The sequence below is a fragment of the Corynebacterium urinipleomorphum genome, from assembly GCF_900155535.1.
Classification (GTDB): domain Bacteria; phylum Actinomycetota; class Actinomycetes; order Mycobacteriales; family Mycobacteriaceae; genus Corynebacterium; species Corynebacterium urinipleomorphum.
Genome location: NZ_LT706964.1, coordinates 51919 through 75037 on the forward strand (window position 1 = coordinate 51919; position 23119 = coordinate 75037).

Below are 23119 nucleotides of genomic sequence, written 5' to 3' on the forward strand. Positions count from 1 at the left end.
ATGCGCAAGACATTTCTGACAGCGGTCCTCGCTGCGGCAGGTCTCAGCCTTGCCGCGTGCGGAGGAACGACCGTGGACAGCGACGATGTGACCGCGACTCCGTCGACTTCCGCAACGGCATCGCTCAGCAGCGCCTCGGACACCGAGACGGAGACGGAAACTGAGACGGAGGCCAGTTCACCGGAAGCAGCGGCTCCGGCGGACGACCCGGCCGCGGGTGAAGGTGCCGCCAGCGAGGTGGAGAATACCCCCGAGGCAGTGCCGATGCGGCCGGAGCAGGATGAGGCGTACCTGGAAGCTCTACGCCAGGGCGGAGTCAACGTCGAGGGAAATGAGGAGCAACTGGTAGGTACCGCTCGTACCATCTGCGGCGGAAGCACAATCACGCGTGACGCCGTGGCCGGCCAGCTCATCGAGCAGCAGGTGACGCAGCTGGAGTTCGATCAACTGACCAAGCTCATCGACTCCGCGGCACGCGATAACCTCTGCTAGAAGGCTAAAAGGAGGGCCGCACCGCCGTGCGCACCCGTAGAATTCTCACGATCATTGCGGCGCTTGTCGTCGTCGGAGTCATTGCATTCGGCGCAGCCCGGTGGCTGGGGCCGGGGGAGAATCCGGAGCCGCCATTCAATCCTGGACCCAGTGAGACCAAGGCGAAAGAGCCGGAATGGTGTCCCGCAGTGGAGGTCATCTCCGTGCCGGGCACATGGGAGTCGGCGAAGGACGACGACCCGTTCGCGCCGAAAGCGAATCCGCTGAGCTTCATGCTGTCGATCACTCAGCCGCTGCAGCAGCAGTACGACATCAACCATGTGCGTGTGTGGACGCTGCCATATACGGCGCAGTTCAAGAACATCCAGACATCGGCAGGCCGCGCGGAGATGAGTTACGACGACTCCCGCAATGAGGGCACCGACCGTTTGAACGCGGAGCTGCGGTTCATCAATGACACCTGCCCTTCGACGGAATTCATTCTCGCCGGGTTCTCGCAGGGCGCAGTGATCGTGGGGGACATCGCCAACGACATTGGCAACCACCGCGGTGTGGTCGGACCGGAGAAGGTCCGCGGTGCGGTGATGATCGCGGACGGTCGCCGTGAGAACGGCGTGGGAATCAACCCAGGTAACCCGCTGGGTGGAGTCGGTGCGGAGATCGCGCTTCAGCCGCTCAACCGCGTCGTCCAAGCTGTTGTGCCCGGTGCGACGATGCGCGGAGTCCGCGACGGCGGATTCGGTGCTTTGAGCGACAGGGCCATCGAGATCTGCGCGCCCGATGATTCCATCTGCGATGCACCTCAGGACGTGGGTAATGCACTCGGTCGGGCGCGCGAATTAGTGGAAGCGAACGGTGTGCACGCCATGTACGCCACGAACCCGAACGTGATTCCTGGCACCACGGCCAGCCAATGGACCGTAGAGTGGATTCGCGAAAGTATTGACAGCAAAAACTAAACTAGAAACACGACCAAGCTTTTCACCAAGGAGTCCCATGGATCTCGAGCAACTGCTGTATCAGTTCTACGACGACGACAAGATCGATCTGCCGCCGGAACTGTCCCTGTTCCAGTTGTGCGAAATGCTCTACCAAGGCAGCGCGGAGATGGGCACCGGTGAAGTGCACCAGCTGCGCTACTGGGATTTCTCTTCAGACCGCGACGGTGTGGCAGTGGACTACACCCGCGACGAGGTGATGACGCGCATCAAGGCTGTGGCTGCCCGCCTGCAGCAGACTGGCGCGCCGGGTGACCGCGTGGCCATCATGGCTGCGAACTCGCCGGAGTACCTCTTCGCGTTCATGGGCGCCATCTATGCCGGTCAGGTGCCGGTGCCGTTGTACGACCCGAATGAACCGGGCCACGGCGAGCAGCTCACCGCGGTGCTCGCGGACTCCAAGGCCTCGGCTGTGCTGACCAACAACGCTGGTGCGAAGGCCGTCCGCGAATTCTTCGCCGAGGTGCCGCGTGCGGAGCGCCCCCGCATTCTCGTTGTGGACGCCCTGCCGGATTCCCTGGCGGAGTCCTGGACCGCACCGGAGGAGCCGACAGACAAGGACCCCATCGATGAGGTCGCGTTCTTGCAGTACACCTCCGGTTCCACCCGCCTGCCGGCCGGTGTGGTGCTCACTCACCGTGCAATTTTGACCAACGTGCTGCAGATTTATGACGCAGTGGAGCTGAAGATGCCGCTGCGCGTGTCCACGTGGCTGCCGCTGCACCACGACATGGGCATCATCATCACTGTCTTTGTCACCATCATGGGTATTGAATTTGAGCTCATGGGGCCGCGCGACTTCATCCAGCAGCCGAAGCGGTGGGTCGACCAGATCACCAAACGCGAGGACGACGAGGACACATTCGTGTACACCGTCGTTCCGAACTTCGCGCTCGACCTGGCTGCCCGCTACGCGGTGCCGCAGAACCCGGAGGACTACGACTTCTCGGCGCTGGACGGCATCCTCGTCGGATCGGAGCCGGTGACCAAGGCAGCGGTGGACACGTTCGTGGAGGCGTTCGGCCCGTCCCAGCTTGATCCGACAGTCATCCGCCCTTCGTACGGTCTCGCGGAGGCAACGCTCATTGTCGCCACCCCGCAAACGGAAGAACGCCCGCTGTTCAAGACCTTCGACCGCGAGGAGATCGGCCGTGGCCGCATCGTGGAGGCGGAGGACGGAATTCCGTTCGCGTCGAACGGGCAGCCGGTTCCGGACATGCGCTTCGCGGTGGTGGACCCGGAGACCCGCGAGGAGGTCGAAGAAGGAGCCATCGGCGAGCTGTGGTTGCACGGCGACAACGTCGCTGTCGGTTACGAAGGCCGCGAGGAGGACACCCAGAAGACCTTCAACAACACTCTGCGCGATCAGGACGGATGGCTGGCTACCGGCGACCTCGTGGCCTTCTACCAGGGCCACCTCTACATCACCGGCCGTCTGAAGGACCTCGTGGTCATCGCCGGCCGCAACCACTACCCGCAGGACATCGAAGCCACCGTCATGGAGGCTTCCGACCACGTGCGCCCAGATTCGGTGGCGGCGTTCGCGGTGCAGGGGGAGGACGTCGAAAAGCTTGTCGTGCTAGTGGAGCGCGTCGAAGGCGCCGATGAAGCCGGGGACGCGATCGCCGAGGACGCGATCCGCGGCGCTGTGTCCAACAAGCACGGCATCAGCCCTGAAGTCATCCGTTTCTACGCGCCGAACGAGATCGTGCGTTCCAGCTCTGGCAAGATTGCGCGCATGGTCAACCGCGCGAAGTTCCTGCAAGAAGACTGAAACGTTAACGCGCCGGGCGCTATGCCCGATAGGTAGGCCGTAAGAATGATCACCGAAAATGAGGAAGGATCCGAGGCGTAAGCATGACGGAAAGCGAGCTCACCACCTGGTTGCAGTCGTGGATCTCCGATGCGACGGGGGCTGACACGGTCGATCCGTCTGTTCCGCTGGACAACCTCGGGCTCTCATCGCGCGATGTCGTCGTGCTCTCGGGCGAGCTCGAGCGTCTGCTGGACATCAAGCTCGACCCGACGGTCGCCTACCAGTACCCGACGGTCGAAGCGCTCGCGCACGGACTCCTCGCGCCCAAAAAAGAGGGGCACGGCTTATCGACGGCCCCGGGCGACGCCCGCGGCACCCGCGCCGCTGGGCTGGCCGGCGGTGACATCGCCATCGTAGGCCGCGCAGGACGCTTCCCGGGCGCCAAGAACGTTGACGAGTTCTGGGATCTGCTGGTTGCCGGCCGCTCGGTCACTGGCCCACTGCCGGAGGGACGGTGGAGCGAGTACTCGCAGGACCCGGTGATGTCCGCCAAGATGCGCGAGCAGAACGTCCAGGGCGGGTACCTGGATGACATCCGCACCTTCGACAACGAGTTCTTCGGCCTGTCTCCGCTGGAGGCGGAGAACATGGACCCGCAGCAGCGCATCATGCTGGAGCTCGCGTGGGAGGCGCTCGAGGACGCGAACCTTCCCGCCAATGAGCTGCGCGGGGAGTCCGTAGGCGTGTTCGTCGGGTCGTCCTCGAACGACTACGGCATGCTGATCACCTCGGACCCGGCATCCGCGCACCCGTACGCGTTGACCGGCACGTCGAGCTCAATCATTCCGAACCGCATCTCCTATGCCTTCGACTTCCGCGGACCGTCCATGAACGTGGACACCGCGTGCTCGTCTTCGCTGGTGGCGGTGCACCACGCGGTGCGCGCCCTGCGTGGCGGCGAAGCGGACGTGGCTCTCGCCGGCGGCGTGAACGTGCTGGCATCCCCGTTCATTTCCACCGCTTTCGCGGAGCTCGGTGTGATCAGCCCGTCCGGAAAGATCAGTGCGTTTTCCGACGACGCGGACGGCTTCGTGCGTGCGGAGGCAGCCGGCTTCATCGTGCTCAAGCGGGTCGAGGACGCGATCGCTGACGGCGACGAGGTTCTCGCCGTGATCAAAGGCTCCGCCACCAACTCTGACGGCCACTCCAACGGCCTGACCGCCCCCAACCCGGAGGCGCAGGTGGATGTGCTGCGCCGCGCTTACGCCGACGCCGGCGTGGATCCCGCGCAGGTCGATCTGGTGGAAGCCCACGGCACCGGCACCGCGCTCGGCGACCCGATCGAGGCGACGGCTCTGGGCCAGGTCCTGGGCGTGAACCGCCCGGACGCGGACCCGCTGCTCCTCGGTTCCGCCAAGTCCAATATCGGCCACTCCGAGTCCGCCGCTGGTGTCGTGGCCATGATCAAGGTGCTCGAGGCGTTCACCCGTGGCACGGTCCCGCCGACGGCGAACTTCACCGAAGGCAACAAATTCATCGACTTCGACGCGACCAAGATCGAGGTCGTCGAAGATCCCCGCGAGTGGCCCGAGTACTCCGGCCGCCGCATCGCGGGCGTGTCCGGCTTCGGCTTCGGCGGCACGAACGCGCACGTCGTCGTGGGCGACTTTGACCCAGCGGACTACGACGTCCCAGCACCTGAGCCGTCGGCCGGGCTCATCGACCCGGCGAATCCGGATCTGGTTCTCCTGCCTGTTTCCGGTCTGCTGCCGTCGCGCCGCCGCGAGCTCGCCGGTGCCATTGCGGAGTCCCTGACCGACAAGGCAGACCTGCGCGCTGTCGCCCGCACCCTGGCCGGCCGCAATCACGGCCGCTCCCGCGCAGTTGTCACCGCCTCTACCATTGAGGAAGCGCGCAAGCGCCTCGGCTACGTGGCGGAGGGCAAGGTCACCCAGGGTGTCGCATCGGCGGATTCGCCGCAGGTTACCGGTCCTGTGTTCGTCTACTCCGGTTTCGGTTCCCAGCACCGCAAGATGGTCAAGCCACTAGTGGAGCTCTCACCGGCGTTCCGCGCACGGATCCAGGAGCTGGACAAGGTGGTTGGATTCGAATCCGGTTGGTCCATGCTGGACATCATTCTTGATGACGAGCAGACGTACGACACCGAGACCGGCCAGGTCACCGTCACTGCCATCCAGATCGCTCTGACTGATCTTCTGGCCAGCTACGGCATCACCCCGGCCGCCACGATGGGCATGTCCATGGGCGAGATCGCCGCCGCGTACGCCGCCGGTGGTCTGTCCGCCGAGGATGCCATGCTTATCGCCTGCACCCGCGCCCGCCTGATGGGCGAGGGCGAGAAGACCGTTGAAGGCACCGACCAAGAAGGCGCCATGGCGGTGGTGGAATTGTCGCGGGAGGAGCTGGAGGGGTTCGTCGATAAGCACCCTGAAGCTGCTGGCGTCGAGCCTGCTGTTTACGCGGGCCCCGGCATGACCACGGTCGGCGGACCCGGAAAGGCCGTGGACTACCTGGTCGCGGCGCTGGAGGCAGAGAGCAAGTTCGCGCGCAAGCTCAACGTGCGCGGCGCCGGGCACACCAGCATGCTCGACCCGATTCTGGGCGAGCTCGCCGGCGACATTGCCGGAATCGAGCCGAAGCCGCTGACCCGCACTCTGTTCAGCAGTGTCGACGGCGTGCACCAGGCGGGCGAGACCATTCATGACGTGGACTACTGGATCCGGATGACCCGCCAGCCGGTGCTGTTCCAGGACGCGACGGAGGCCGCACTGAAGGCCGGCCACACCACGCTGGTGGAGATCTCCCCGAACCCGGTGGCCATGATGGGCATGATGAACACCGCGTTCACTGTGGGCAAGCCCGATGCGCAGCTGCTGTTCACCTTGAAGCGCAAGGAGAACGAGGTAGCGACGCTGCTGGATCTCGCGGCGAAGTTGTACGTCGCCGGCATGCCGGTGGACTTCGCCGCGCTGGCGGGCGATGGTGAGCGCGCCGATCTTCCGCACACGCCGCTGCACCGCAACGAGCTGTGGACGTCCGCCCGCCCGAGCTCCTCCGGTTCCGGCCCGCTCGGCCCGAAGGTGACGTTGCCGGACGGCACGATCGTCTACGCCGCACCGGCGGACCAGATCTTCTCTGCGATGCAGGTCGTGGAGCTTGCCGCCGCCGAGGTCGATGGCAATGCCACGGTCGTCGCCGCCGAAGAGCGCGCGCCGCTGCCCGCCGCCGGCGAGCTGACCACGATGGTCCGCCGCAGCCTGGGCGGGCTGACCATCACCGTGTACAACGGCTCCGTGCTGGTCGCCGAGGGCTTCGCGTCCTCCCTGGACCTGGGCGCAACAAGCCTTCCCGGCGTGACCGAGGCGCCGCAGCCCGCGCCTGAGGTTCAGGCTGCGCGCGAGCAGTTGATCCGCGGTGCCACCGACGATGTAGAGGCAGTCCGCTGGGACCCGGCGACAGAGACGGTGGAAGAGCGCCTGCGCGCCATCGTGTCCGAGTCAATGGGCTACGACGTCGACGACCTCCCCGATGAGCTGCCGCTCATTGACCTGGGACTCGATTCGCTCATGGGCATGCGTATCAAGAACCGTGTGGAGAACGACTTCCAGATTCCTCCGCTGCAGGTCCAGGCGCTGCGCGATGCCTCTGTCGCCGATGTCATCGCCATGGTCGAAGACGCTGTGGCGGGCAAGGCCGACGCTCCGCAACCGATGGCGGAGAATGACCCGAATCGCGACCCGGCCCAGGCTGTGGAGCAGGCGAAGGAAGCGGGCACGGCATCCACCGGTGTCGGCGTGGCCCCGCGCGATGCGTCTGAGCGCATGGTCTTCGGCGCGTGGGCGAAGTACGCGGGCAAAGCCGCCGCGGGCGTGACCTCGCCGCTGGCGGAGATCACCCGTGACCAGGCTGAGCAGATCGCCGCGCACCTGACGGAGCGCTCCGGCATCGAGGTCGGCGCGGACGAGGTGCTCGCCGCGGAGACGCTTGAGCCTCTGGCGAACACCGTGCGCGAAGGACTGGAGACCCCGGTGGAGGGCAACGTCCGCGTCCTGCGCGAGCGCACGGACGAGACCACCCCGTCGCTGTTCGTATTCCACCCGGCCGGTGGCTCGAACGTGGTGTACCAGCCGCTCACCCGCCGCCTGCCGGAGAATGTGCCGGTCTACGGCCTGGAGCGCCTGGAGGGCTCGCTGGAGGACCGCGTCGCGGCCTACCTCGACGACATCGACCGCCTGGCTGCCGGCCAGCCGATCGTTCTCGCCGGCTGGTCCTTCGGCGGCGCGCTGGCCTACGAGGTGGCCCACCAGTTGCAGAGCCGCAAGGGCACGGACGCAGAAATCCCGGTGAAGTTCATCGCCCTGCTGGACACCACGCGGCCGGCGAACCCGACACCGGATACGCCGGAGGAGACCCGGAAGCGCTGGGAGCGCTACGCCGCGTTTGCGAAGGACACCTACGGGCTCGACTTCGAGGTGCCCTACGAGCTGCTCGAGTCCGCCGGCGAGGATGCGCTGCTGCAGATGCTCGGTGACTTCCTGGCCACCACCGACGCCTCCGAGCACGGGTTGGCCGCGGGCGTGTTGGAACACCAGCGCGCGTCCTTCGTGGACAACCAGATTCTGGCCAAGGTTGACATGCAGCGCTGGGCCGACGTGGACGTGCCGGTCCTGCTCTTCCGCGCAGAAGGCATGCACGAGGGCGCGATCATGCTCGAGCCAGCCTACGCCGAGATCGACCCGGACGGCGGTTGGGGCGCTATCGTGGAGGATCTGACTATCGTGCAGCTGCCGGGCGACCACCTGGCGGTTGTGGATGAGCCCGCGGTGGGCATCGTGGGCAAGCACATCGCCGAGTGGATCACCGAGGTGAATTAAGGCAATGACGACGACCGCTGAGAAACTCGCCGATCTGCGCGACCGCCTCGAGCGGGCGCAGGACCCGGGCTCCGAGCGAGCACGCAAGCGCCGCGACGACGCCGGGCAGACAACGCCGCGTCAGCGCATCAACGCGCTTCTCGACGAAGGTTCTTTCGTCGAGACCGGTGCCCTCGCCCGCACCCCGGGTGATCCGGACGCGGTCTATTCCGACGGCGTGGTCACGGGCTACGGGCGTATCGACGGCCGCCCGGTGGCCATTTACGCCCACGACAAGACCGTGTACGGCGGCTCCGTCGGCGTGACCTTCGGGCGGAAGGTCGTCGATGTGATGGAGCTGGCCATCAAGGTCGGCTGCCCTGTGATCGGCATCCAGGATTCCGGCGGCGCACGTATCCAGGATGCAGTGACCTCCCTGGCCATGTACTCGGAGATCGCCCGCCGCCAGCTGCCGCTGTCCGGCCGTTCGCCGCAGATCTCCATCATGCTGGGCAAGTCCGCCGGTGGCGCCGTGTACGCCCCGGTGACCACCGACTTCATCGTCGCAGTCGACGGCCAGGCGGAAATGTACGTCACCGGCCCCGCGGTCATCCGTGAGGTCACCGGCGAGGACGTCTCCTCCGCGGAGCTCGGCGGCGCGATGCAGCAGGAGCAGAACGGCAACGTCTCCGTCACCGTGCCGAGCGAGGAGGAGGCTTTCGACTTCGTCCGCGACCTGCTGGGTCACCTGCCCACGAGCTCCTTCGACGAGGCGCCCGTCGCGTGGGCACCGGCCGACGAGGACTTGGACGATTCAGCTCTCGACGAGTTCATGCCGGACGACACCAACGCCGGCTACGACATGATGGATCTGCTGGTTCAAATCGGCGACGATGAGGAAATCCTCGAGATCCAGGAGAATTACGCCCCGAATCTCATCTGCGCCATCGGGCGTATCGACGGCCGCCCAGTCGGCTTCGTAGCCAACAACCCCATGCACTTCGCCGGCTGCATCGACGCTGACGCTGCCGATAAGGGTGCCCGGTTCATCCAGATCTGCGACGCCTATAACCTGCCCCTCATCTTCGTCGTGGATACACCGGGCTACCTACCGGGCGTGGACCAGGAGAAGGTCGGTCTGATTCACCGCGGCGCGAAGCTCGCTTTCTCGGTCGTGCAATCGACGGTGCCGAAGATCTCGCTCATCGTCCGCAAGGCCTACGGCGGCGCGTACGCCGTGATGGGGTCGAAGAACCTGTCCGGCGACTTGAACTTCGCGTGGCCCACCGCGCAGATCGCCGTCATGGGCTCTGCTGCCGCCGCGGTGATGATCCAGGGCAAGCAGCTCGCCGCCATTGAGGATGTAGCTCAGCGCAACGCCATGAAGAAGATGTTCATGGACTTCTACGAGGAGAACATGACATCCCCGTACGTGGCCACAGAGCGCGGTTACCTCGACGCGATGATCCAGCCCTCGGAGACCCGCCTGACTCTGCGCCGTGCGCTCCGTCAGCTGTCCACGAAGTACGACCACGATCTGCCGAAGAAGCACAATATCCACCCGCTGTAACACCCGGCGAGATCATTGCGATACCACTAGAAGAACTGATTGATCCCTATTCCCGAAACTTCAGGAGGAAACATGCTCAGCAGCGTTCTGGACCTCAGCTCCGAACTCATCAACTTCATCGTGTGGGCTGTCCGCGCGATCTCCAACGGCCAGCTGCCGTTCTAAGAGCGGCGAGCCCTCACACGTAAACGGTCGCTCGATGCGGCCGTTTTTGTATACACTCGGGCGTGCATACAGGGAGGTCACAATGACGGAAGCACCAGCTGCCCGGTCGGTGGAGACTTCAGTATTCATGTCCGGCAACACTCAGGCTGTCCGAATCCCGAAAGACTTCCGGTTCGATTCGGACACAGTCTGGATCAAGAGGATCGGCGACAAGCTCTACATAACGCCGGAACCGCTTTCAGCCATGGACGTAATCAACGCCATTAACGCTGAACTGCCGGAGGGCTGGCCCGAAGGGCTTGAGGAGCCCGAGGAACTGCCCTTAGACGACGTTGATTCCTGGGGCGATTCGTGACTTATCTCTTGGATGCCAATGTTTGGATCGATGCTCTACGGAGTAGCGATCCAAATGTCATCCGAAGAATGAACAACGTCATTGCAGATGATGTGCGACTCTCGTCCATCGTTCTCGGTAAGCTTCGGTTCGAGCTCGAATCGATTGGCCAGCCCATTGGCTCCAATGACCTCTGGATTGCTGCACAGGCTGTAGCGAATGACCTTGTTTTGGTGACCGCTAATGACGGGGAGTTCTCTAGAGTCCTCTCGCTCAAGCTTGAGAACTGGCGCCTCTGAGACAACCGCTTATAGCTAACGCTTGATCAGGCGCGCGATCCCGCGCCACCCCAACATCAGCAGCGCCGACATCACGCTGGCCACGACAATGAAGGACCAGTGCGGCAGCTGCTGATTTCTTATGCCCCAGATGAGCAGGCCGGTGGCGACGGTGATCAGCCAGATGAACACGCCGTTGCCCTTGCCCTCACCCTTGCGTGCGAGAGTGATGATCACCCAGGCGAGCGCCACGCCGACCAGGAACGGCCACAGGGTGGACAGCCAGCCTGTGAAATTCAGCGGCATCTCCTCGGTCTGGTGCGCGATGCGGGCCAGCAGAGCGAAAACGGCGATGGCGAGCGTGTCCAGTGCGACAGCGACGGGGGAGGAGATCTTCATGGCATGAATTCTAGGGCACCGGTGGCCTAGAACACTGAGTCGTTCCACCAGCGCCGCTCAGGTGTGCCGGCGCGTGAACCGTTCTTGTCCAGCTTGATGCCCACGACCTGGTGCAGCTCCACCACGTCGTGCTCGAAGCCCCATTCAGAGCCCGCCATATACATGCCCCAGAGCTTGGCGGTGTTCTGGCCGACCAGCTCGACAGCCTTGTCCCAATTGGACTTGAGGTTCTCGCACCAGTCGTGGAGAGTGCGCATGTAGTCGAAGCGGATATTCTCCTCGTGGAACACCTCGAAACCGTGGTTCTGCATGTTCTTGATGATGGTGCCCGACCCGGTGAGCTCCCCGTCGGGGAAGATGTAGCGGTCCATGAATTCACCGCTGCGGGTCTTGTGGTTGTCGGGGTAGGTGATGCAGTGGTTGACCATCACGCCGCCGTCGCGAAGCTTCTCGGAGAGGAACTCGAAGTAGGACGGGTAATTCTTCACGCCGATGTGCTCGAGCAGGCCGATGGACGAGATGGCGTCGAAGTCGCCCTCTTTGACATCGCGGTAGTCGAGGAAGCGCACTTCGGCGAGGTCGGCGAGGCCCTCCTCCTCAATCTTGGCTTGCGCCCATTCGGCCTGCTCCTTGGACAGGGTGACACCGAGAGACTTCACGCCGCGCCGGGCGGCGTAGCGCACCATGGAGCCCCAGCCGCAGCCGATGTCCAAGTGGCGGTCGCCGGGTTTCAGATTCATCTTCTCGAAGACGAGACGGAATTTATTCTCCTGCGCCTCGTCGAGCGTCGCCTCCGGAGTGGGGTAGTAAGCGCAGGTGTAGGCCATGGATTCGCCGAGGAAGAGCTCGTAGAACTCGTTGCCTACGTCGTAGTGGGAGGAAATGACATCCGCATCACGTTCCTTAGAGTGGCGGGACAGGCCTTGGCGCACGCGGCGTTCCAGCCATGATGCCTGTTCCGCTTCCGGGATCGGCTGGATCTGAATGGCGCCCATAGCGCGCAGGGAGCGGGCGATGCGTAGGCCGGTGGCCGCGTCCGGGCGCGAGAATTTCTCGTACAGCGTGCGCAGGTGGTCGAAAATGCCGTACGGGTGGGCCAGATGCTCGCCCTCCACGACGAGGCCATCGGTGACCCATGCGCGGGCGAGACCCAAATCACCCGGGGCGGTGGCGATGTAGGACAAGCCTTCAGGGCTGGTCAGGCGCACGGTGTGCTGGGCATCTTCGGGTCCGGTGGTCGAGCCGTCGAACGCTTCCCAGCGGAACGGGTTGCCGGTGGGGAAGAGTGCATCCACAATCTCTGCGACGGTCATGGGCGTAAAGTGCATGCTCTGGTTGCCGATGATCATGTTCGTCTCCTACGCGTTATTCACCGTTTTGTCATACAGGCCCGGGAATCTTCGCTCTGGGTCGTATTTCCGTTTCATCTGCTCCGGCAGGTCCCCGCCGTAAAGCTGCCCGAATTGCTCGCGGCTGTAGAACGCCTCCGAATACAGCGACTTATGCCCGCCGAGTTCCGAGACTTTCTGCTCGATGATCTTGTTGAAGGCTCCCGGCTCCTGCGCCGGGGAGACGTGGTCCGCCGGCACTCCGGACCAGAAGCCGACATTGATCCAGGTCGTGCCCGGCTCCAGCGGGTAGAGCGGCCACGGCGCGGACTCGGGCAGCCCCACACCGGAGAGTTCTTCCACCCCGGAGCGCAGACGGATCGGGCAGAGCCACACGGGTTCAATGTCGCTGGCGGCGAAGAACCACTCCAGGAATTCCGCGAGGTGCCTATCGGTCACCTCGATGTCCTGCACGACGCGTTCGGTGCGCGGCAGGTTCTTCGGCTTCTTCAGGAAGCGGTACTCAAGGTCGTATTTCTTGTCCAGGCCCACGAGCTTCCAGTAGAAGGAACTGCGGCGCAGCTGCCGGGGCCAGATCTTGCGCACCTGGGGGTTTTGCGCGCCGAATGCGCGGGAGCACCAGAACCAGTCGGTGTCCCAGCGCCAGATATAGTCGCGGATAGTCAGGTAGTCGTGCTTCGTGCCCGCCGGGTGCTGGATTGAACGGTAGAAGACCGCGTCGCGCGTGTAGTCGGAGGTGCCCGGCGCATCGTCCACCTGGAAGGCGAGCACGAGGTACTGCTCGTCCGGGGAGAACGCGACGCCATCGAGGCCGTGGATCTCGCGGCCGTCCCATGTGCCGCTGGCGGCCGCGGCGGCTAACGCGTCCTGGAATTGCGCCAGGTCGCTGTAGCGGACGTGCGCGAGCTCCACGAACGCAGCGACATCTTCCAGCTCGATCTTCAGCCGGACGACGTAGCCGAGGGAGCCGTAGGAATTCGGGAACGCGCGGAAAAGCTCCACATTCTCCTCGCGGGAGCAGGTGATGATCTCGCCAGTGCCCACCAGCACATCCATCTCCAGGACGGATTCATGGGGCAGGCCGTTGCGGAAACTTGTGGATTCCACGCCCATGCCGGACACCGCGCCGCCGAGGGTGATCGTTTTCAGCTGCGGCACCACCAGCGGTGTCAGGCCATAGGGCAGGGTCGCGTCGACGAGGTCCTCGTAAGTGCACATGCCCTGCACATCGGCAGTCTTTGCCACCGGGTCCACCTCGATGACACCGGCGAGGCCGCTCACATCGAGCCCGGCCCCGGCGGCTTCGCGGGAACGGAACAAGTTCGACGTCTTCTTCGCCAACCTCACGCGCTGCCCGTCCGGAACAGCGTCGAACGAGCGCACAAGCGTATCGACGCCCCGCTCATGCCCATGCCACGCCACCGGAGTGACCCGTTGCCAGTCAACACTGCGGCCCCAAACGTTCATATAAGGCCACGATAGACCTGTTCATTCAGTTTGGCAGGCTTCCGTCCTCCGGCCGCCCCAGCATGAACCCTTTTCCGGCGTAGGCCACGAGGTAGATGACCCAGCCGATAGCCGTGATGAGGGCGAAGGAAATGATGCGGTAGATGAGGGTGGCGGCGGTGGCGTCGACAAGCGTGAGCCCGGAAGCGACCAGCGAGGCGGTGGCGACGGGTTCGACGGTGCCGATGCCGCCGGGGGTCACTTGGGCAGCGCCGGCGAGCTTGGTCATGATGAACGCTAGGGCCACGCCCTGCACCGTTGTCTCGTTCAGCCCGGCGGTCAGGCCGGGGAGGGCACCGGTGACGGCGGTGACGGAGAAGTAAAGGGTGGCGATGTCGATAAGCTGGTTCAACAGCGAGAACGTCGCAGCCGCGAAGAATGCGCCCGGCGTCATGCGGATGCTGCCCAGCTGGTCGACCACCTCGACGACCTTGCCGCGCACGCGTCGCGGCAGGAAGCGCACCCAGCGGCGGAGAATGCCCGGGTTGTAGATCGCCCAGAACAGCCCCGCGATGGCGGCGACGGCGACGGCGAACGAACCGGCCAGCGCCCACACGGACAGCCGCGCGCCGAGAAAGAGCACCGCGCCGATGCCGATGACCACCATCCACACCGTGGAAAGCGCGCCCGAGATGACGAAGAACCAGCCGCACAGGCCCACCGACGCGCCCCACGAGCGGTGGACCTTGAAGGTCAGCCACGCGGAGATCGCCGGGCCGCCGGGAATGGTGGTGGACCACGCATTGCTGGCCAGCGTGATCGCGGTGCTGTTAGCCATGTTCACGCGCACGCCGTCCTTGGTCAGGAGGATGCGCATCACCGCGGCCATGGCCAGAATCGCCAGCACAGAGCACGCCACGGCCGCGGCAACGGGGGCGGGCCAGGCGTGACGCAGAGCCGTGAACGCCTCCCCCAGAAACGGCAGCTGCTCGCGGAAGACCACGCCGAGAATGACCAGCACCACCACGGGTGCCAGCCAGCGGATCCACGCCCGGGCGCTGGTCATGCCCTTAGCCGTTTAACCGGCGCATCAGCTCGTCGAACGGAATCAACTGTGTGTCCTCGTCGACGGAGATACCGGAGCGGGCGTGCTGGTTAGCCGGGATGGTCTCCCCGATGGGGATGTCGCCGGTGCGGGGGTGGGACGGGGCGTCGATAAGCTGCTTGCTCTTGTCGCCACCTTCCCCGAACGATTCCGCGGTGCGCTTGATCCAGCCCGGCGCCCACCAGTTGTCCTCGCGCAGCTCGTGCATGATCGCGGGGACGAGGAGCAAGCGGATCAGCGTTGCGTCGAGCGCCAACGAAATGATCAGGCCGTAGGAAATGTACTTCATCATCACGATCTCGCTGAGCGCGAATGCGGCCGCGACAACGATCATGATCAGCGCCGCCGCCGTGATGATGGAGCCGGTATGCGCCGTGCCGTACTTGATCGCCTGGTCCGTGTCCGCGCCCTTGTTGCGCGCCTCCACCATGCGGGAGACAAGGAAGACCTCGTAGTCCGTGGATAGTCCGTAGAGGATCGCGATGATGAGCACCAGCACCGGACTCATCAGCGGGCCCGGGGTGAAGCCGAGCACGCCGGCGCCGAGACCGTCGACGAAGACGAGTGTGAGGAAGCCGAGGGTCGCGCCAATGCCGAGGATATTCATCAGCACAGCCTTCACCGGCAGGATCATCGACCCGAACAGCACCGCCATCAGCAGGAAAGTGGCCAGCACCATGTACACAGCCATCCACGGCAAGCGCTCCAGCAGCGCCTCGATCGACTCGACCTCCATCGCCGGGGTGCCGCCGACATGCAGCTCCACACCTTCCGGGGCATCGATCGCGCGCAATTGCTTGACGACGTCTTCCCCGCCGTTCCTATCCGCCAGCGTCCCCGACAGGACGAACGTGCCGTCCGGAGTGGACTTGGTCTTCTCCATGGGGGAAGCCAGCCCGGTGACGCCGCGGGTCTGCCAGACGATGTCGATGAATTGGTCGTTGGTAGCGTTCTCCACCACGAGTTTGACCGGGTCGGTGCGGAAGGCCGGGAACGTCTCGTTGAACTCGTCCTGTGCCTGGCGCACCTGGTTAGCGGGCGGGAGGTAAGACTCGTTGATGCCGCCGAAGGTGATGCCCACGATGGGCAGGGTGAGCAGCATGAGCGCACCTGCCACACCAGCGATGACAGGCTTGGAGTGCCGCATGGCCCATGCAGGGATCTTGTACCAGATGGTGTCCTCGATGCGGCGGGCCTTCCGGCTCGTGCGGCGCACCGAGAACTTGTCGATGTTCCGGCCCAGCATGCTGAACAGCGCCGGCAGCACAGCCACCGAGATGATCGCCGCTAGAACGACCGCGCTGATCGCGCCGTAGGCCACGGATTTGAGGAAGGCCTGCGGGAACATGAGCAGGCCGGAGAGCGCTACACCGATCATGAGCGCGGAGAAGAACACTGTCTTGCCCGCCGTGGTGGTGGTCTCCGCCACCGCGGCCTCGATATCCTCAGGCGTGTCGCCGCGCACGTCCAGCTCCTCGCGGAAGCGGGAGACCATGAACAGGCCGTAGTCGATGGCCAGACCCAGACCCAGCAACGTGATAACGGACTGGGAGAACACGTTGACCTGCTGCACTTGCGCCAGCAGGGACAGCGCGGACAGCGACCCCAGGATGGACAAAATACCCACCACTAAAGGCATGGCCGCCGCGACGAGACCGCCGAACACGAAGAGCAGGATGATGGCCACGAAGATCAGTCCGATCTTCTCCGCGCGCGCGATGTCGTCGGCCATGTCCTTATCCAGTGCACCAGCAATGGCGGTGGCTCCTGCGACTTGGACATCCGTGCCCTCGGGCAGCTGGATGTCGTAGAGTGCGTCCTCGATAGCGCGGTAGTCCTTCAGCGTTTGCTCGCCGTCGCCCTTCAGACCGATCGCGGCGAAGGCCTTCGTGCCGTCGGGGGAGAGCAGCTGCGGGTTGGGTTTGTCGAAGTAGCTGGTGATGTGGTCGATCTGCTCCGGGAACTGATCCTGAAGCGCACTGATCTGCCGGTTCGCCTCAGCCATCACCTGCTTGTCGGTCACATTCCCGCTGACCAGCAGGATCACGTCGCCGTTGTTATCGCGACCGAAGACCTCTTCCTCCACCTTCGCGGCGGTGGTGGACGCGGCACCTGGGTCTTCCCAGCCTTCCTGGGAGAGCCGGTCGCCCAGTTTGGAGCCCCACAGCACCTGCATGAGCAGAATGATCGCGATGACCACCACCGGGATGATCCGGCGGTGGCGGTAAGCAAACTGGCCCCACTTGTAGAACACGGGCTCTCCTCTTCTTTAACCTTTGTTGAGCAGCACCGACAGCGGACGGAAAGGCTGCAGCCAGGCACCTTCTTCCGGCAGCTGGTCCAGGTTGACGCGCGGCAACGGCTCGCGGAACACCCCGGGGATGTCCTCCAAGTCTACGAATGAAATCGTCTGCGACGTCACCGCCCAGCTGGCGTGTTCGTGGAATCCGAGCACGGTGACGGGCAGGCCGTCGGCAGCGAGCTCGTCCAGAAGTTCCTGGAAGTTCTGGCCGTCAGCAGACGCCACGACAACGCCGCGCAGTACGCCCTCAGCTTGGCGACGCCGAATGTGCTGCACCATGTCTGCATCCACGTCCGAGTCCTCGTCCGCCTTCGGCTTGGCAAACACTGCGAAACCGACATTGCGCAGGGCCTCCACCCACGGGCGGACCACATCGGCGCTGCCCGGTGCGACGTTGGTGAACACAGTCGCTTCCGGTTCGACGGTCGTGCCGGTCTCAGCGCCGAGCTCCACGGTGCGCATGGCCAGCCAGCGGCCGATGGCGTCGAAACGCGGACGGTAGGCGGCGGTCGGGCGTCCGCCGAGGATGGCGCCCAAGCCCATGTCCAGGTTGGGGGCGTCCCACACCAGCAGCAGATTGTCCGGTCCGGCTTCGGCACCGGCGGTATAGGGGTGTGTGGTCGTGTGCAGGTCTGTCATTTCTTCACCCACAGGTACTCGCGGATCACGTGGTCTTTGTCCAGGCCCTTGCCCTCGAACTTCGTGATCACTTGGCGGTCGGTCAGAATGGGGGCATCGTCCCACGGCCAGCCCTTGTACTCCAAGGTGGGCTCCACCTCGACGAGCTCGTCGATCCACTCCGCGTAGTCCGCGTGGTCCGTGGCTACGTGGAGCACTCCGCCCGGCTTGAGGCGTGTGGAGATGAGGTTCAGCGTGCCGGACTGGATGATGCGCCGCTTGTGGTGGCGCGCTTTCGGCCACGGGTCCGGGAAGAAGATGCGCACCGCGTCGAGCGATTCCGGTGCGATCATGCGGGCGAGCACCTCGACACCGTCGCCGCGGATCATGCGCACGTTGTCGATGTCTCCGCGCACAACGGAACCCAGCAGCTTCGCCAGACCCGGCTTGTACAGCTCCACCGCGATGATGTTCGTGTCCGCCTCCAGCGGAGCCATCGCCGCCGTGGACGTTCCCGTGCCCGAGCCGATCTCCACGATCGTCGGGTGGCCGGCACGGCCGAACCACTCGTCGTAGTCGATCCACTGCTCGTCGGCAGTACCGTCAAGAACTGTGCCGAGGCGGGGCCAGTGTTCGTCGAAAAGCGACTGCTGATTATCGGTCAGCGTGCCGCGGCGGAAGGTGACCGACCCCAAGCGCGGGTAGTCCAGGCCGGTGTCGAACTCGGTCTGCGGCGGGCGGCCGTGCGGGAGCTCGCCGAGCTCCTCCCGGCTCTCTACTCGGCCCTCTTCTCGGCTGCGATCGTTTTCGTTCACGATCATATTGTCCACGAGCTCTCAATCCTGTGCGTGATGCCCCCCGCTTAGGGGAAGCAAAAGGACCTTGCCGGGGCTGTGCGGGGTGGCGACACCACATTCCCATCCGACTGCCGCCGGTGCCCGAGTAAGGGCAGCTTAATGGCGTGAACGGGCGCGATTAATGGGGGCGCACCCACACTCTTTTGGGGGTAGTACTTTTGTAGTTTCAACGCCCTTAAATGGGCGGTTATGGAGTTGGGGCGGGGAACGGGGGTAGTCCGATACCCTGAATAAAGGAACCGCCGATGATTTAGAGGAGAAGCAATGGTCGCTGCAGTGAAGCTGTTGGAGGGGCAGGCCCCCACCGAGAACGAGCAGTTGATCAACTGGATCAACGAAGCAGTCGAATTGTTCCAGCCGGAGAAGGTGGTTTTCGCTGACGGCTCTCAGGAGGAGTGGGACCGTCTCGCCGCCGAACTGGTGGAGAAGGGCACGCTGATCAAGCTGAACGAGGAGAAGCGCCCGAACAGCTTCCTCGCCCGCTCCCACCCGTCCGATGTGGCGCGTGTGGAATCCCGCACCTTCATCGCCAGCGAGACCCCCGAAGGCGCCGGCCCGACTAATAACTGGGTCGCCCCGGACGAGCTCAAGGCTGAGATGACCGAGCACTTCCGTGGATCCATGAAGGGCCGCACCATGTACGTGGTGCCGTTCTGCATGGGCCCGATTTCCGACCCGGACCCGAAGCTGGGCGTGCAGCTCACGGACTCCGAGTACGTGGTCATGTCCATGCGCATCATGACGCGCATGGGCCAGGAAGCGCTGGACAAGATCGGCAAAGACGGCGACTTCGTGCCGTGCCTCCACTCCGTCGGCGCCCCGCTCGAGCCGGGCGAGGAAGATGTGGCGTGGCCGTGCAACGACACCAAGTACATTTCCCAGTTCCCGGAGACCAAGGAGATCTGGTCCTATGGCTCCGGATACGGCGGCAACGCCATCTTGGCCAAGAAGTGCTACGCGCTGCGCATCGCTTCCGTGATGGCCAAGGAAGAGGGCTGGATGGCCGAGCACATGCTCATCCTCAAACTCATCGATCCGGAGGGCAAGGCTTACCACCTCACCGGCGCGTTCCCGTCCGCCTGCGGCAAGACCAACCTGGCCATGATCACCCCGACCATCCCGGGCTGGAAGGCCGAGGTCGTTGGCGACGACATCGCGTGGCTCAAGCTGGGTGAGGACGGCCTCTACGCCGTCAACCCTGAGAACGGCTTCTTCGGTGTCGCGCCGGGCACCAACTACGAGTCCAACCCGAACGCGATGCGCTCCATGGAGCCGGGCAACACACTGTTCACCAACGTCGCACTCACCGATGACGGCGATGTCTGGTGGGAAGGCATGGACGGCGAGACCCCGGAGCACCTCATCGACTGGCAGGGCAACGACTGGACGCCGGAGTCCACCACCCCGGCCGCCCACCCGAACTCCCGTTACTGCGTGCCCATCACCCAGTGCCCGTCTGCTGCCGAGGAATTTGACGACTGGTGCGGCGTGAAGGTGGACGCGATCCTCTTCGGTGGCCGCCGCCCGAGCACGATCCCGCTGGTCACCGAGGCCCGCGAATGGAACCATGGCACGATGATCGGCTCTCTGCTGGCCTCCGGCCAGACCGCCGCTTCCCTGGAGGCGAAGGTCGGCTCCCTGCGCCACGACCCGATGGCCATGCTTCCGTTCATCGGCTACAACGTCGGCGACTACATCCAGAACTGGATCGACCGCGGCAACGAGGGCGGCGACCGCATGCCGTCCATCTTCCTGGTCAACTGGTTCCGCCGCGGCGAGGACGGCCGCTTCCTGTGGCCGGGCTTCGGCGAGAACTCCCGCGTGCTCAAGTGGATCGTCGACCGCATTGAGGGCCGCGTTGAGGCTGACGAGACGGTCGCAGGCAACGTCGCCCGCGCCGAGGATCTCGACCTGGAGGGCCTGGACACCCCGATCGAGGACGTCCGCGAGGCACTCGCCGTCAACCCGGAGGAGTTCCGCGCCGACTTCGAGGAGGGCAAGGAGTACCTGGGCACCCTCGGCGACCGTGTCCCGCAGGAGATCTTCGACGAGCTGGAGAAGTCCCGCTCGATGATCTAAGGGCTACGCTCGCAAAACCAGCACCAGGTTCGACACCGCGAACTCCCTCACCACCGGCACCGAGGTGAGCCACCAGGCCCAGCTTGGGTGGTAGCGGGGGAACGCGGTGATTTTTTCTGCCCCGCAGCTCTCCGCCCAGTCCAGACCCCATTTCGCGGAGACCGCGAACAGCGATTCGCCCCACACGTTCTTCGGCGGGCGCCCGTGGATGCGCTCGTAGCGCCGCCGCGCGAAATCGCCGCCCACGTAGTGCGGCCACAGTCCCGTCTCGTGCCCGCCGAACGGCCCCAGCCACACCGTGTAGCTGATCACGACCAGCCCGCCGGGACGCGTCACCCGCAGCATCTCGTGGCAAAGCGTCGCCGGATCCGGCACGTGCTCGACCACATTCGACGAGTACGTCACATCGAACACGCCGTCTTTGAACGGCAGCGCTGTACCGTCGCCGCGCACAGCCCCGTATCCGCTCAAGCCCGCCGCCGACATTTCGCTTATCGACGGCTCCAGACCCACATACCCCGCCCCCCTTTCCCCGAACGCCTCGGCGAAGTACCCGGGCCCGCCGCCGACGTCTAGGACACGCTGGCCGTTCAGGCCTGCTCCTTTCACGTCCTCGCTGAGCGCTTCGAGTAACGCGGCTGTGTCCTGCGCCAACGCCCCGTAAAAGATTTCGGGCCGGGTCTGCTCGTGCTTGAACGACCGCAGCAACCTCACTGAGCGCTTCAACGTCGCCAACTGCCGGGTGCGTCTCAAGCGAATATCCACTTCAGTGACACTAACACCGTTACCATTCACAACCATGCGTGTTAGTTTGGCACCATGACCAGCACGCACGCTTACCGAAGGAGGGTCCTTGGACCAGATCACTTGAATGGACCCCGCGATGTTCCTGCGCGCGATGTTCCGCATGAGGTCGACCGTCTACGCCGCGAGCTCGAGGAAGGGGCATCCTTCATTCTCACCGACGACGGAGTGCCGATTGGAAGACTCACCGCTTTGAATGAGCTCCGAGTTTCTCCCGCTCAGAGCCAATCTAGCTGGGCAGACTTTGATCTTGAGCCGACAAATGACGGTCCTAGTGTCATGGATATTCTTGACGAGTTGAGGGAAGACAGACTGTGAAAATGGCCCAACCGCTCGTGTATGTAGACACTTCGGCTGCTGCCTCACTGTTGAAAACGGAGGCACAGTCGTTGGCTCTCAAAGAGTGGTTGGTGAATTCCGAAAGCTCGCTGATTTCCTCAGCATTATTAGAAACCGAGCTTCGGCGCGTGGCAATGAGAACAGGCGCATCTCAAACTCGTGCCACTGCCATTATGATGAGGATTGCACAGGTGCAATTGGACCAGCCTATTTTGCGTTCTGCAGGCCAATTAAAGGGCCCATTTTTGCGGTCACTGGATGCGATCCATATCCAAACCGCGTTGATGATAGGTGCGCGCACTGTTCTCACATACGACAAGCGCATGATGGAGGCTGCCGCGTACTTCGATATGGATGTGTTGGCACCCGCGTAAGATCAGCCGGGATGAAGATCCTCTTGCTGTGCTGGCGCGACACCACCCACCCTCAAGGCGGCGGCAGCGAACGCTACCTGGAGCGTGTCGGCACGTACCTGGCCAGCCAGGGTCACGAGGTCATTTACCGGTGCGCCAGCCACACCGACGCACCGCACCGTTCGCTTCGCAGCGGCATCCGCTTCCAGCGCTACGGCGGAAAATACACCGTCTACCTGCGCGCTCCTTTTGCGGTGTGGGGGAGTGGGGCTGACGTTGTCGTCGATACGCAAAATGGCATCCCGTTTTTTGCGCGGTTGTTCACGCGCCGGCCGGTTGTGCTGCTGACGCACCATTGCCACAAAGAGCAGTGGCCCGTGGCTGGTCCGGTGATCGGGCGGTTGGGCTGGTTCCTGGAGTCGACACTGGCGCCCCTGGTGTACCGCGGCGCGCAATATGTGACCGTGTCAGAGGCTTCCCGCGCGGACTTGGTAGCGCTCGGCGTGAACCCGTCCGACATCGCGATCATCGAGAACGGCGTCGATCCCGTCCCCGCCGACCTTCCCTCCCTGCAGCCCGACGGCAAGACTCACCTTGTCGTCCTCTCCCGCCTCGTGCCGCACAAGCGCATCGAACAGGCCATCGACACCGTCCGCGACCTGCCCGGCGTGGTCCTGGACATCATCGGGTCCGGCTGGTGGGAAGACCAGCTGCGCGCCTATGCAGCCGACCTCGGCGATCGGGTCATCTTCCACGGCCACGTTGGCGACGACCTCAAGCACGCCCTTCTCGCGCGTTCTGACCTGCACCTCATGCCGTCGGCCAAGGAAGGGTGGGGCATCGCGGTTGTGGAGGCCGCCCAGCACGCCGTCCCCACAATCGGCTACCGCGAAGCCGGCGGCCTGCGCGACTCCATCATCGACGGTGAGACCGGCCTTCTCGTGGACACTGAAGCAGAGTTTCGAGCCGCCGTCCGCGAACTCGTCGCCGACCCTGCCCGC

At 64.3% G+C, this 23119-nt stretch carries 18 protein-coding genes; 10 read left to right on the plus strand and 8 right to left on the minus strand.

The genetic code is table 11. From position 1 onward, the window contains the following. The 7 genes from CZ338_RS05795 to CZ338_RS05825 all read left to right on the plus strand — a co-directional run bounded on the left by CZ338_RS05795 (nucleotide 1) and on the right by CZ338_RS05825 (nucleotide 10488). A complete protein-coding gene (locus CZ338_RS05795) occupies nucleotides 1–492 on the plus strand; it encodes a DUF732 domain-containing protein (RefSeq protein ID WP_087117352.1) in 492 nt (163 codons plus the stop codon). 26 nt (nucleotides 493–518) lie between these two features. Next, the gene (locus CZ338_RS05800) at nucleotides 519–1451 is read left to right on the plus strand and encodes a cutinase family protein (protein ID WP_087117353.1); all 933 of its coding nucleotides are present in this window, start codon (nucleotides 519–521) and stop codon (nucleotides 1449–1451) included. Nucleotides 1452–1488: 37 nt separating this feature from the next. Next, nucleotides 1489–3264 (plus strand): FadD32-like long-chain-fatty-acid--AMP ligase, encoded by a 1776-nt coding sequence (locus CZ338_RS05805; protein ID WP_087117354.1) that lies wholly within the window; start codon nucleotides 1489–1491, stop codon nucleotides 3262–3264. 83 nt (nucleotides 3265–3347) lie between these two features. Continuing rightward, the gene (pks13, locus tag CZ338_RS05810) at nucleotides 3348–8141 is read left to right on the plus strand and encodes a polyketide synthase Pks13 (RefSeq protein ID WP_087117355.1); all 4794 of its coding nucleotides are present in this window, start codon (nucleotides 3348–3350) and stop codon (nucleotides 8139–8141) included. A 4-nt stretch (nucleotides 8142–8145) separates the two neighbouring features. Beyond that, nucleotides 8146–9690: an acyl-CoA carboxylase subunit beta gene (locus CZ338_RS05815; RefSeq protein WP_087117356.1), complete on the plus strand. Its 1545-nt coding sequence runs from the start codon at nucleotides 8146–8148 to the stop codon at nucleotides 9688–9690. Nucleotides 9691–9937: 247 nt separating this feature from the next. Then, the gene (locus tag CZ338_RS05820; RefSeq protein ID WP_162287313.1) at nucleotides 9938–10210 is read left to right on the plus strand and encodes an antitoxin; all 273 of its coding nucleotides are present in this window, start codon (nucleotides 9938–9940) and stop codon (nucleotides 10208–10210) included. A gap of 68 nt (nucleotides 10211–10278) precedes the next feature. Further along, nucleotides 10279–10488 (plus strand): PIN domain-containing protein, encoded by a 210-nt coding sequence (locus CZ338_RS05825; RefSeq protein ID WP_204211884.1) that lies wholly within the window; start codon nucleotides 10279–10281, stop codon nucleotides 10486–10488. 15 nt (nucleotides 10489–10503) lie between these two features. On the opposite strand, the gene CZ338_RS05830 is transcribed toward CZ338_RS05825, so the two are convergent. Genes CZ338_RS05830 through trmB form a run of 7 tightly spaced genes read right to left on the minus strand, consistent with a single transcriptional unit; the run spans nucleotide 10504 to nucleotide 18507 of the window. Beyond that, nucleotides 10504–10866, minus strand: a complete 363-nt coding sequence (locus CZ338_RS05830; RefSeq protein ID WP_087117359.1) for a DUF3054 domain-containing protein — start codon at nucleotides 10864–10866, stop codon at nucleotides 10504–10506. A 26-nt stretch (nucleotides 10867–10892) separates the two neighbouring features. Beyond that, entirely contained in the window at nucleotides 10893–12215 is a 1323-nt protein-coding gene (locus CZ338_RS05835) for an SAM-dependent methyltransferase (RefSeq protein WP_235839469.1), read from the minus strand. 9 nt (nucleotides 12216–12224) lie between these two features. After that, nucleotides 12225–13682 (minus strand): FAD-binding oxidoreductase, encoded by a 1458-nt coding sequence (locus CZ338_RS05840; RefSeq protein WP_087117360.1) that lies wholly within the window; start codon nucleotides 13680–13682, stop codon nucleotides 12225–12227. A gap of 25 nt (nucleotides 13683–13707) precedes the next feature. After that, entirely contained in the window at nucleotides 13708–14727 is a 1020-nt protein-coding gene (locus CZ338_RS05845; RefSeq protein WP_087117361.1) for a lysylphosphatidylglycerol synthase transmembrane domain-containing protein, read from the minus strand. Nucleotides 14728–14731: 4 nt separating this feature from the next. Continuing rightward, nucleotides 14732–17020 (minus strand): MMPL family transporter, encoded by a 2289-nt coding sequence (locus CZ338_RS05850; RefSeq protein ID WP_087117362.1) that lies wholly within the window; start codon nucleotides 17018–17020, stop codon nucleotides 14732–14734. 15 nt (nucleotides 17021–17035) lie between these two features. Next, a complete protein-coding gene (locus tag CZ338_RS05855) occupies nucleotides 17036–17707 on the minus strand; it encodes an NYN domain-containing protein (RefSeq protein ID WP_087117363.1) in 672 nt (223 codons plus the stop codon). Continuing rightward, complete coding sequence (trmB, locus tag CZ338_RS05860; protein ID WP_087117564.1) at nucleotides 17704–18507, minus strand: tRNA (guanosine(46)-N7)-methyltransferase TrmB; 804 nt, start codon at nucleotides 18505–18507, stop codon at nucleotides 17704–17706. Before trmB ends, CZ338_RS05855 begins: the two co-directional genes overlap by 4 nt. 300 nt (nucleotides 18508–18807) lie before the next feature. Here trmB and CZ338_RS05865 point away from each other — a divergent pair, with 300 nt between their 5' ends. Beyond that, nucleotides 18808–20622 (plus strand): phosphoenolpyruvate carboxykinase (GTP), encoded by a 1815-nt coding sequence (locus CZ338_RS05865; RefSeq protein WP_087117364.1) that lies wholly within the window; start codon nucleotides 18808–18810, stop codon nucleotides 20620–20622. 3 nt (nucleotides 20623–20625) lie between these two features. On the opposite strand, the gene CZ338_RS05870 is transcribed toward CZ338_RS05865, so the two are convergent. After that, a complete protein-coding gene (locus CZ338_RS05870) occupies nucleotides 20626–21423 on the minus strand; it encodes a class I SAM-dependent methyltransferase (protein ID WP_204211887.1) in 798 nt (265 codons plus the stop codon). A 323-nt stretch (nucleotides 21424–21746) separates the two neighbouring features. Here CZ338_RS05870 and CZ338_RS05880 point away from each other — a divergent pair, with 323 nt between their 5' ends. Beyond that, nucleotides 21747–22139 carry a type II toxin-antitoxin system VapC family toxin gene (locus CZ338_RS05880; RefSeq protein WP_087117366.1) on the plus strand — a complete coding sequence of 131 codons (393 nt, stop codon included), beginning with the start codon at nucleotides 21747–21749 and terminating at the stop codon, nucleotides 22137–22139. Between the two features lie 11 nt (nucleotides 22140–22150). Continuing rightward, the coding region (locus CZ338_RS05885; RefSeq protein WP_087117367.1) for a glycosyltransferase family 4 protein at nucleotides 22151–23119 on the plus strand (969 nt) is incomplete at its 3' end.

Coding starts and splice junctions, on each gene's coding strand:
- CZ338_RS05795 (WP_087117352.1), top strand. CDS start 1: ATGCGCAAGACATTTCTGACAGCGGTCCTCGCTGCGGCAGGTCTCAGC.
- CZ338_RS05805 (WP_087117354.1), top strand. CDS start 1,489: ATGGATCTCGAGCAACTGCTGTATCAGTTCTACGACGACGACAAGATC.
- pks13 (WP_087117355.1), top strand. CDS start 3,348: ATGACGGAAAGCGAGCTCACCACCTGGTTGCAGTCGTGGATCTCCGAT.
- CZ338_RS05815 (WP_087117356.1), top strand. CDS start 8,146: ATGACGACGACCGCTGAGAAACTCGCCGATCTGCGCGACCGCCTCGAG.
- CZ338_RS05820 (WP_162287313.1), top strand. CDS start 9,938: ATGACGGAAGCACCAGCTGCCCGGTCGGTGGAGACTTCAGTATTCATG.
- CZ338_RS05825 (WP_204211884.1), top strand. CDS start 10,279: ATGAACAACGTCATTGCAGATGATGTGCGACTCTCGTCCATCGTTCTC.
- CZ338_RS05830 (WP_087117359.1), bottom strand. CDS start 10,866: ATGAAGATCTCCTCCCCCGTCGCTGTCGCACTGGACACGCTCGCCATC.
- CZ338_RS05835 (WP_235839469.1), bottom strand. CDS start 12,215: ATGATCATCGGCAACCAGAGCATGCACTTTACGCCCATGACCGTCGCA.
- CZ338_RS05840 (WP_087117360.1), bottom strand. CDS start 13,682: ATGAACGTTTGGGGCCGCAGTGTTGACTGGCAACGGGTCACTCCGGTG.
- CZ338_RS05845 (WP_087117361.1), bottom strand. CDS start 14,727: ATGACCAGCGCCCGGGCGTGGATCCGCTGGCTGGCACCCGTGGTGGTG.
- CZ338_RS05855 (WP_087117363.1), bottom strand. CDS start 17,707: ATGACAGACCTGCACACGACCACACACCCCTATACCGCCGGTGCCGAA.
- trmB (WP_087117564.1), bottom strand. CDS start 18,507: ATGATCGTGAACGAAAACGATCGCAGCCGAGAAGAGGGCCGAGTAGAG.
- CZ338_RS05865 (WP_087117364.1), top strand. CDS start 18,808: ATGGTCGCTGCAGTGAAGCTGTTGGAGGGGCAGGCCCCCACCGAGAAC.
- CZ338_RS05870 (WP_204211887.1), bottom strand. CDS start 21,423: ATGGTTGTGAATGGTAACGGTGTTAGTGTCACTGAAGTGGATATTCGC.
- CZ338_RS05880 (WP_087117366.1), top strand. CDS start 21,747: ATGGCCCAACCGCTCGTGTATGTAGACACTTCGGCTGCTGCCTCACTG.